Genomic DNA, 9774 nt, shown 5'->3' on the forward strand with positions numbered 1-9774 from the left:
CGCGGGGAAAGTGCTCGGGTGGATCGACGAGCATGTGAAGGCGATGACGCCGATACTGAACTCCTGCGCCGAGAAGTGAGCCGAGCCTCTTGGCTTAACGTTGGCGGAATGATCGCCAGCGCCGGTGGCCCAGCCTCACTTGGCAGGCTTCTCCCTTTTTGTTGCGCGTCAGTTTTGTCCGCTGTCCAACGATGTCGGATTTGCGACATAGTCGCAGTAGAACTATGATGTTCTTTATAAAACACGTACATGCAGGTTCCGCTGCGAGCCTTAGGTGCTGAGGGAAACGCTTGTCGCATGCAGATGATGTTTATCCGGTGCTCTGGCTGCGGCGAATTGGACCAACAAAGATAGCGTTAGAAAGTATGGCTCCGGCAAAACTCATCCAACATTGCGGTTAAGCGGCCCGACAGTCATCTCCGACAAGCGACAAAATCAACTGAGCGTTCTCGAGTGCCCGTCAGATATGCGCCGTGTGGACCGACGCGACTGCGGTTCAGAATGAGACCCCCGGCGCGTGTCACGATTGCAGGACCCGACGCTCCGGGACAGCTCAAGAACCTCTTGGCTTGCGCGGCGACATGATTGGCGATACTCCAGCCGAATTGGAGCACCAGAAGCTGGCCCAGCAGCAGCTGCAAATCGGGGTGCAGCACGAGTGCCATCATACGTGCGATTAGTGACAACACCAGCGCGACGGCCCAACGACCGCTTGGGCGGCGTGTAAGAAATTCCGCTCGGCACCAGTATCTGAAGATAACCAGGGTGCGCCAAGACAAGACAGGCGAGGTCGAGCCGTCAACGAACGCATTGTAAAAAGCGGCAGATGTGTTGGTCGCGGTTGAGCGCCAGCTCGTGCTCAATGTGCGAACGGCCGGCCCAGATCAATGGCAGGCTGGAGCGATACAGAGGTATGCGTAGACCGACGTCCTTGCTACGGTCTCCCCGATCAAAATCGCCTCAGACTCGCTGCCTGACATTCCCAACTTCTTTCCGGTCTGCGAGGTATGCGGGTCGCAAGTAACGGAAGCCGACACGTTGTGTCGCCTTTGTCGGGTCCGCGACACAGGCTGGCTTAGCCAATCTCTTGTTGCCTCGGGCTAAGCAGCTGAAAAGAATTCACGAATTTTCTTCTCCGGCCCAGTCAGTCACGTTGGCACGAGTCTTGAAAACCTTGGTGCAAGGCGGCGAGAGCTGCCAACGCATTCATGTCGCGGGCAGCCGCAAATGGAACAGAAGAAGGAAAGCTACATGTCAGGTCTGCGTCAGATCGCGTTCTACGGCAAGGAGGGCATCGGCAAATCGACGACGTCCCAAAATACGCTCGCCGCCCTTGTCGACCTCGGGCGAAGGATCCTCATCGTCGGCTACGACCCCAAAGCCGACTCCACCCGCCTGATCCTGAACGCGAAGGCGCAGGATACGTTCTGCACCTCGCAGAACAAGAAGGTTCGGTGGAAGATCTCGAACTTCAGGACGTGCTCAAGGTCGGCTGCTTCCAAGCATCCTGACTTGTTGTACAGCATACTGTGAGGACACCTGATGCATTGTCGCGCGAATCGTCGATCAATTGTGAACTCACAAAGGATATCACCATGACTGAGGTTATTCGCTTTACCTGGCAGGCACTTCATGCCCATTTCAAAACCGATGATTTGATGGAGCTGACGAGCTCCCACCGACGGTTTTATCCACATCTCCTGCCGGATCTTCAAACCATGATCGAAGAGCAGATCGCGCCTCTGTCTCCCAAGCTGGTCGGCGTCCACCAGTTCTACGACTCTGAGCCCATGAAGCTATCAGACCTTATCATTCGCCAGGAACATGCCGTCGTTCCGATAACACCCTTGCAATATCAGGACATCGACATCGGCGAAGAGGAGCCTTATGCGTCTCTGCACAACGGCCTGTGGTTGTTCCAGATCGGCGACGAGCCGGTTGCGGTTTTTCTGTCGCAGTTCACCGCCCCATACAATGGCATGACATACGTTCAAGTGGAAATCGCTTTTCTGCCCGGCGAGCAGGCATGCGACTTCTCGCGCGAATTTCTTCGCAAGATCCAGGAGGGCTGCGAGAGCTCACGATATTATCGCAACAAGGTCCTCTCTTTCGAAGAAGATGCAGGAACCTCTGGGATGCAGGGTACGATGCGGGTTCATGGTCTTCCTGCCGTATGCCGGAACGACCTGGTGCTTTCCGAGGCAACTATGGCGCGTCTTGATGCCCACATCTTCGATTTCGATGGACACCGAGAGGAGCTGAAGCGTCTCGGCCAATCGACGCAAAAGGGTATTCTGCTTTACGGACCTCCTGGGACAGGCAAGACGCACGTCATCCGTCATGTTTGTGCCAACCTGCCTGGCCGCACTACCGTTCTGGTCACGGCTGAGCAGACAATTGCGATTGGGTTCTACATCGCGCTGGCGCGTACCTTGCAGCCGAGCATCGTCGTGCTGGAGGACGTCGATCTGGTGGGCCGGTCGCGAGAGGATGTTCATGGTCAAAAGGCCGAACGCCTCCTCAACCGTCTGTTGAACGAGATGGACGGTCTTGAGTCAGGGACAGATATCTTTTTCTTCCTGACGACGAACCGGCCGGAGGACATTGAGGAAGCGCTCGCTTCGCGCCCGGGCCGCGTGGACGAAGCTATTGAAATTCCGCTCCCCGACGCTGGTTGCCGCGAGCGGCTGATAGCGCTCTATGGTGGTGCTCTCACCTTCGAGAGCGGAGCGGTGGCCGATGCCGTCGCACGCTCAGACGGCAGCAGCGCGGTCTATGTCAAGGAGATGGTCCGTCGTCTGGCCCAACGGAGCCTCGCGCGAGATGGCTCTCATTTTGTCTCGCGCGACGATGTGGAGGTGGTCTTCGGCGACTCCGGAGTATTGTCCAGCCGTCTCAACAGGCGCATCGTCGGCCTCACCGACAAGGCGTCAAGAAGAAAAAAGGCCGAAGAAGATGACAGTGACTGCTGCGGCTAAAGTTCTGCGGCCCGAGTGCGCCTTGTGCTGATTTTCGATGACTTCGCTCTAATCAGCGCAAGGCGCCAGTGGGCGCCCCTCGGCCATGCCTGGTCGGCTCGATGCGAGGCCAGGAACGATGAGTGCCCGAATTCACCTGGCGGCTCACCTGCGGAGCGGTCCCGCACCGCTCCGATCCGCCGCAGTCAGTGTTCGTCGTGAACGACGCTTGCGCACTGCCAGCCCTGGATGAACAGCCTCCGATAGCCGAAGCGTCGCCACTAATTGGCGAGGCTGCAGGAGTCGTTCGCGCAGCGTGGTGTGATTTTCATGGAATGAGCACGCGAAAATGCGGGGTCGGGATTCCACGGTCATTGACAGCGTGATATGATTTCGCGGTTGGTAGCGATCAGCCACTGTCCAATTCCGTTCCGGTTCGCACGCATTCCAGATAGGCGCGATAGGCGAAGCTGCGGTCGCGCTTCTTCCCCATGGTGTCCACGAGAATATTGGCTTCGGTCAGCGCCTCGATCGCACGGATCGCGGTCGCTTGCTTACGCCGATCAACTTTATGACCGAGGCAACGCTCACGATCGGATGACGCGGCGATTGCTCGAACAGTCTGACTGCGGAGCCGGAGGCGGATTGGGCTTGGAGCAGTCGCACCCGGTGCGAGGATACGAGATTGAACAGTTCACGCGCCGAAGCGACGGCTTCACCGGAAGTGGTGGCGATCGAGAAAGAAGTCTATCCAGCCCTCCCAGTTCCCTTCCACCGGATTAAAATCGAGGCGCCGGTAGTACTCTTCCCTGTGGCGCTTGAAAAACAGGCTGAGATAGAGGAGCCGCGCCTTTAGTAAGCCCCAGTGCTCCAAGAGCAGGGCGATCAGGAGTCGCCCGATCCGCCCGTTGCGGTCGAGATAGGGATAAATGATCTCGAACTGCACGTGGCGAAAACCTGCCCGCACCAGCTTCGCTAGCGGATCGTCGACGTGGATGTATTTCTCAAATTCGCTGGGAAGCTGGGGAAGCTTATCCGGTGGCGGCGGGACCTAGGTCGCATTGCCTGGCCGACTTCCCCCGATCCAGTTCTGGCTGCGGCGTACGTCTTCTTGTTCGAACAACGCACGACGCGCATCAACCGCTTGTGCGTCTCGTTCAGGAGCGCATGGAAATCGGCAGCCCCTGCTTCGACGCAAGCTGGTCGCGGGCATAGGCGAGCGTGTCGAGGTAGTTCGTGACCGCTTCCATATCGGCGTTGGGTGCCGGCCCCTCTTCGGCCTCGAAAGCCAGAAGGTCCACGAGTGCTGCCTGCGTGCCCTCGATCTGCGACGAGATCACTGCCTCCTTGCGCACGAAGGCATAGATGAACCAATCGAGGTCAAGGCACCATATCGCCAGCGCTCGCCGCCCTTGTCGACCTCGGGTGATTGCCATGACGACCATTGTGTACCGAGATGGGATCATGGCAACGGACAGCCGCGTCTATTCGAGCGACGGCAGCCCGATCGGCTTCAAGAAAAACCTGCACGTCCTGCCCAATGGCGCCCTGGTCGCGTCCTCGTCGAGTGATGTCGGCCAGACCGACGCCGCGAGCCACGGCGGCCAGACCGACGCCTTCGCCAAATGGTGCAGCCAGGTGGTCAACGAAGGCCATCCCCACCCATGACAGCAAGATCGGCGTCAAGGCGCTGCTGGTGTGGACCGACGGCACCGTCCACTACTGGAACCATTGGTCCTGCTTTACCGGGCCGCTCGAGGCGCCATTCTTCGCGATCGGCTCCGGCACGGAGTTTGCACTGGGCCCGCTGCACGCGGGCAGAACGGCCGAGGAAGCGGTCAGGATCGCCAGCGAGTACGATTCCTTAACCGGCGGGCCGATCCACACTGCGAAGCTCTCCCCTATCCCGAACCCGCCCAACACGCCGATTTCGGGTGTCTAGCCGTGAAGAATCTACGCCGTCAACGTCACCCAGCGGCTGACGCTTACCTAATGCGGCCGCAGCCGAGGCGCAAAGACCAAGCATGTGCTAACGTTCAACATGGATCACCCGATTGGAGGCCGGCCAGTTGTCGGGCTCCTGGGAGATCAATAGCGGTCGCAAGTAACGGAATCCGACACATTGTCGTCTTTGTCGGGTCCGCTACACACGGTTTGCTTAGCCAATCTCTTGTTGCCTCGGGCTAAGCAGCTGAAAAGTATTCACAAATTTTGCTCCGGCCCAACTCAGCCGAGTTGGCACGGGTCTTGAAGCCCTTGGTGCAAGGCGGCGAGCTGCCTTCATGGCGCGGGCAGCCGCAAATGGAACAGAAGAAGGAAAGCTACATGTCACGTCTGCGTCAGATCGCGTTCTACGGCAAGGGGGGCATCGGCAAAGTCGACGACGTCCCACGCTCGCCGCCCTTGTCGACCTCGGGCAAAGGATCCTCATCGTCGGCTGCGGCCACAAAGCCGACTCCACCCGCCTGATCCTGAACGCGAAGGCGCAGGATACGTCCTGCACCTCGCAGCACAAGAAGGACCGGTGGAAGATCTCGAACTCCAGGACGTGCTCAAGGCCGGCTACTTCCATGCATCCTGACTTGTTGTACAGCATGCTGTGAGGACACCTGATGCATCGTCGCGCAATCGTCGCTCCATTATGAGCTCGCAAAGGATATCATCATGACTGCCGTTCGCTTTGCATGGCAGGCACTCCATGCCCATTGGCGCTCTACGAGGATGTCTACTGCCGGCGCGGCGCTGCCGAGAACCACATCAAGTCGCTGGAAGACGCATCTCGCCGCCGACCGCACCTCCGGCACAAGAGCGACGGCCAACCAGTTCCGGCTGTTCCTGCATGCCGGCGCCTACTGGCTTATGGGGGGCCTGCGTGCCGCGATGCCGAAACGCTCCAGCTTTGCAGTCGCTCAACTCGACACGCTGCGACTGCGCCTCATCAAGATCGCCGCTCGCATGGTCGACATGAAGACCCAAATCCGCCTGCACCTGCCGACATCCTGCCCGGACCAGCGCATTCTACGCATCGTCCTCAGTCGCATCCCGCAACTCGCGATATAAACAATGGGGCGCAGACGTCCCGGAACAAACCCGCTGACCTCAACCCGCAAACCCTCGCCTTCCATCACGACGGATCACCGCCGGCGCCTGATGAGGCTTGGGAAAACGCACAGCAAAGGAAACCAGATCGCCGCTTCAGGCCGCCGAAAGCTCTTCGCCGTGCATCAAGCGGGCTAGGTTCCGCGGGCGATCTAATGCTTCCCAGAATCTCTACAATCAACTTTTGTGTCGAGGAGGAAAGTATGTGGTATAAGACGGCGATGGTGGTCGCGCTGGCCACAATCTGCACAGGCTGCATGACGGCGGAAGACCGCCGTGCCGCGGACGAGGACCGCCGTGCCGCGGACGAGGCGCAATGCCGGTCCTACGGCTTCGTCGGGAACGATGCCTTCGCCGAATGTCTGCAGCGCATCGAGCTCGAGCGCCGCGCGGACCTGAGAAGCGCGTGCGCTTTCGATCCTTGGGACCGGCCGGTGATCTATCGTCCGGTCATCATCCGGCCATGGCCCTGTTTTGAAGATTGGTAGATTCATGTCGTTTATGCAGCCTGTCAGGATGTTCCTTACGACGCGACCGGGCACTCGATAGGATCAAAGGCGTGTGCGGCTAGAGCTGGTCCGGCGATGAAGCGGGGGATCTCGGCTTCGTCGCCACAGGTTTTGGCAGCAGCGTCATTCCGACCACCGCAAGGAGCCGGAGAAGCTCGCCTACTATCTGGTCTGGGGCACGGCGTTGGCCGAACTGGCCGGTGCCGCCGCCTGCGCTGGGCGGTCGAGGAATGGCTTCGAGCGCACCAAAGACGATCTCGGCCTCGACCACTACGTCGTGAAATTCGCTGACTGCTTTTGAGGCTACTGTCAGCTAGCTCTGCCAAAAGGGTTGTTGTTGGGACAAACAACTGGCGACCTTATGAAACCAGTCACCTTACCAAAACCGTCCGACGTGCCGATCGCAGATGGCAAACGACACCGGATCATCCGCAAAACATTAAAGAACGACAGAAAGGCAACAATGACACTGTCACCAAAAGATGTCGCGGCCCCGGGCCTCCCGAAACCGTCGACGAAATTTCGGCCTGACTGGCTGCGCCCGATACTTCCTGCGATCGCGCTGGCCCTGGTAACGACCGCTCCGGATCCGGGCGCCACTTACAACGGGGGACGGAAATGTGAGAAATTTCCTAAATCTTTGTTGTGCAATCCGCCAGACGACGGAGCAGACGACGGAGCGGACCGTGGTCAAGGGTGATGGATGAGCTTTTCCGCCCCATGTCCTTTGTCACAGGTTTGTCCTTCGTTGATGGGCAGCACGGGGACGAGATGGGGCTTAAGACGACGGTTGATCCAGCTCTTATCCGCGGGTTGGTAACCGCACTGGTGCCTTCGGCCACACGCGGTCCCTGATATCCAGGTCGGCGAACACCTTTCGGATGAAGGGGAATGGTCGCCGCGAGGCGTTCAGGACCGGGCCGGCGCCGTCGCGATCCTGGATGCTGGCGGGATGCGGATAAGGGACGAGAGCCCGACCGTCGGTGTCGACCAGCGCATGGCGCTTGCGGCCTTTGATCTTCTTGCCGGCGTCATAGCCACGCGGCCCGCCACTCTCGCAGGTCTTCACGGTCTGGCTGTCGATGACGGAGGCCGTGGGTGAAGCCTCTCGGCCGCAACGTTCGCGATCCAGCATCAGGAGCTTGTGGTTGATCTTCTCGAACAGGCATGTGTCACGGAACAAGCAAAACCAGCGAAACACCGTGCTCCTCGGCGGAAAATCCGATGGCAGAAGACGCCACCCGATCCCGCCGCGCATGACGTAGAAGATCGCGTTCACGATCTCGCGCAATGGCCATTTGCGCGGTCGCCCCGTCGGGCGCGCCGTGGGCATGAGTGGCGCGATCAAACTCCACTCTGCGTCCGTCATGTCTGTTTCGTAACGCAGGCTTCCGCGGTTATGCTGGCGGCGAGTAGCTGGCGTCCACATCAGGTCTCTCCAATCAGGCTTCGACAACCTGTTGGAATCACGACCGCGCCAGCTGCTCAACCCCTTCGGCGAGATCAATATTGGAGCACATGTTTGTGTGGATGTAGATTCACACGAATCCACTAACACATTGAATGCGAGGGCGGCTTGCGGCATGACCGAGGTGCGTGAGGATAGCGGCCCCCCGCCGTAGCCTTGCTGATAGTGCCGTGCGGTTGACGGATCGGATTATGCTCGGCGTCTCGCGATCGTCGAGCATAACGCGCGAAGCCCGCGAGCCCGACGATCCAAGGCAAACCGGCATGGCGAAACACTGCCTTCATGAACAAGCCGTCCGAAGCTCCAGTCCATCCAGAATAGCATTGGTCGGGCGAGTGACAAACTGGCGAACAGCCTTCACGTGTGCCGCGCATGAGAGCGCCGGCCAACGAGCGGGCAAAACCCGTCAAAGCTTCTTGAGCAGTGCGCCGCCGATCGAGTATCCCCGCCCTGAAGGTGCAGAGCAGGCCGTAATCGCCCGCCTTCATATCCTCGTGGTTTTCCTTGAAGGCGATGATCGCGCCGGCCGCCGCCGTGTTGCCGAGCCGCTCCAGCACCATTGGCGCCCGGTCATGCCGACATCATGGCCGAAGGAGAGCTTCAGGATCATCGCGTTCATGCGCGCATTGGCCTGATGCAGCCAGAACCGGCGGATGCCATGCGGGGTCAGGCCGTGCTCGGCCAGGAAATCCGTTGAACATTGCCCCCAGCGGTGTTTCAGCCGCCGACCATCGGACCCCAACCACCGCCACCGGCCGGTGGAGGAACGCGCCTGCGGCGCCCAGCGGAGCCACCAGGCAGGTAGGAACCGGATTGTTGGGGATCTTGCGGAACCACCGGAGCTGTTTCACCATGTCGCCGTCGAAACAAGGTCAGCACGAAGGCGCCGAGGCAGCCGCCGAGGGGATGCCGAACGGTGCAAGCCGCCAGAACAGCTTCCAGTCGATATTGCGGTGGTAATGGTGCGCCGTGCCGGATGCGGCCGTGGTGAACACTTCCGCCGCGTGCACCGCGGCCGAAGCCTGCGCCGGCGGAACGCCGAAGGAAAGCAGAACCGTCGAGGAGATCGCGCCGTATGCCATGCCAAGCGCACCGTCGACCGCCTGGGCGAGAAAGCCGACTATGGCGAACAGAATGAATTCAGTCATTGGTGTCCGCCATAAAGTGCGCCGCATGCAGGCCTGTGGATCGGGCAGCCGGCTTGGATCCGCGCCAGAGAAAAGGGCGGCATCGCTGCCGCCCTTTTCCTGTAGTTAGAGGTTGGCTGGATCAGAAATCCATACCGCCCATACCGCCCATGCCGCCGCCGCCCATGCCGCCAGGCATGCCGCCGCCGCCACCCGACTCCTTCTTCGGAGCCTCGGCGATCATGGCTTCGGTGGTGACCAGCAGGCCGGCGACCGAGGCCGCGTCCTGGAGAGCCGTGCGCACGACCTTCATCGGATCGACGATGCCCATGGCGATCATGTCGCCATATTCGCCGGTCTGGGCGTTGTAGCCGAAGGTCGCGCCCTTGTTGTCGAGGATCTTGCCGGCGACGATCGAAGCTTCGGCGCCTGCGTTCGCTGCGATCTGGCGGGCCGGAGCCTGCAGGGCGCGGCGAACGATGGCGATGCCGGCCGTCTGGTCGGCATTGGCGCCGGTGACGGTGATGGCCAGCGAAGCGCGCAGCAGGGCGACGCCGCCGCCGGGAACGATGCCTTCTTCGACGGCCGCGCGGGTCGCGTTGAGGGCGTCATCG

General features: G+C 60.2%; 7 protein-coding genes and 6 pseudogenes. 7 read left to right on the forward strand and 6 right to left on the reverse strand.

Going from position 1 to position 9774, the window contains the following annotated elements:
* Window positions 1-1251: 1251 nt before the first annotated feature.
* Window positions 1252-1493, forward strand: a pseudogene (locus NKH04_RS32225) (AAA family ATPase); the annotation flags it as partial.
* Window positions 1494-1595: 102 nt separating this feature from the next.
* Entirely contained in the window at window positions 1596-2978 is a 1383-nt protein-coding gene (locus tag NKH04_RS32230; RefSeq protein ID WP_352485047.1) for an AAA family ATPase, read from the forward strand.
* 694 nt (window positions 2979-3672) lie between these two features.
* Here NKH04_RS32230 and NKH04_RS32235 read toward each other — a convergent pair.
* The gene (locus tag NKH04_RS32235; protein WP_352485048.1) at window positions 3673-3954 is read right to left on the reverse strand and encodes a Fic family protein; all 282 of its coding nucleotides are present in this window, start codon (window positions 3952-3954) and stop codon (window positions 3673-3675) included.
* Between the two features lie 160 nt (window positions 3955-4114).
* Entirely contained in the window at window positions 4115-4393 is a 279-nt protein-coding gene (locus NKH04_RS32240) for a Fic/DOC family N-terminal domain-containing protein (protein ID WP_245278789.1), read from the reverse strand.
* On the opposite strand from NKH04_RS32240, the gene NKH04_RS32245 reads away from it, so the two are divergent.
* The 5 genes and pseudogenes from NKH04_RS32245 (at window position 4392) to NKH04_RS32265 (ending at window position 6544) form a co-directional block, all read left to right on the forward strand.
* On the forward strand, window positions 4392-4625 hold the full coding sequence (locus NKH04_RS32245; protein WP_352708768.1) for a hypothetical protein: 234 nt from the start codon (window positions 4392-4394) through the stop codon (window positions 4623-4625). The two genes, NKH04_RS32240 and NKH04_RS32245, sit on opposite strands and share 2 nt — an antisense overlap.
* A gap of 28 nt (window positions 4626-4653) precedes the next feature.
* Entirely contained in the window at window positions 4654-4899 is a 246-nt protein-coding gene (locus NKH04_RS32250; RefSeq protein WP_023723018.1) for a hypothetical protein, read from the forward strand.
* A gap of 383 nt (window positions 4900-5282) precedes the next feature.
* Window positions 5283-5523, forward strand: a pseudogene (gene nifH / locus NKH04_RS32255) (nitrogenase reductase); the annotation flags it as partial.
* A gap of 142 nt (window positions 5524-5665) precedes the next feature.
* Window positions 5666-6017, forward strand: a pseudogene (locus tag NKH04_RS32260) (transposase); the annotation flags it as partial.
* A 242-nt stretch (window positions 6018-6259) separates the two neighbouring features.
* The gene (locus NKH04_RS32265; RefSeq protein WP_023723021.1) at window positions 6260-6544 is read left to right on the forward strand and encodes a hypothetical protein; all 285 of its coding nucleotides are present in this window, start codon (window positions 6260-6262) and stop codon (window positions 6542-6544) included.
* An 845-nt stretch (window positions 6545-7389) separates the two neighbouring features.
* Here the strand turns inward: NKH04_RS32265 and NKH04_RS32270 are convergent.
* The 4 genes and pseudogenes from NKH04_RS32270 to NKH04_RS32285 form a co-directional block, all read right to left on the reverse strand.
* A pseudogene (locus NKH04_RS32270) lies at window positions 7390-7994 on the reverse strand (IS5 family transposase); the annotation flags it as partial.
* Window positions 7995-8439: 445 nt separating this feature from the next.
* Window positions 8440-8724 (reverse strand): annotated as a pseudogene (locus NKH04_RS32275) (3-oxoacyl-[acyl-carrier-protein] synthase III C-terminal domain-containing protein); the annotation flags it as partial.
* A gap of 38 nt (window positions 8725-8762) precedes the next feature.
* Window positions 8763-9181 (reverse strand): annotated as a pseudogene (locus NKH04_RS32280) (sulfite exporter TauE/SafE family protein); the annotation flags it as partial.
* A gap of 121 nt (window positions 9182-9302) precedes the next feature.
* Window positions 9303-9774, reverse strand: a 472-nt coding sequence (locus NKH04_RS32285; protein WP_353045542.1) for a TCP-1/cpn60 chaperonin family protein, incomplete at its 5' end; no start/stop codon positions are given.

The sequence above is a fragment of the Mesorhizobium sp. M1365 genome (assembly GCF_040317865.1).
Classification (GTDB): domain Bacteria; phylum Pseudomonadota; class Alphaproteobacteria; order Rhizobiales; family Rhizobiaceae; genus Mesorhizobium.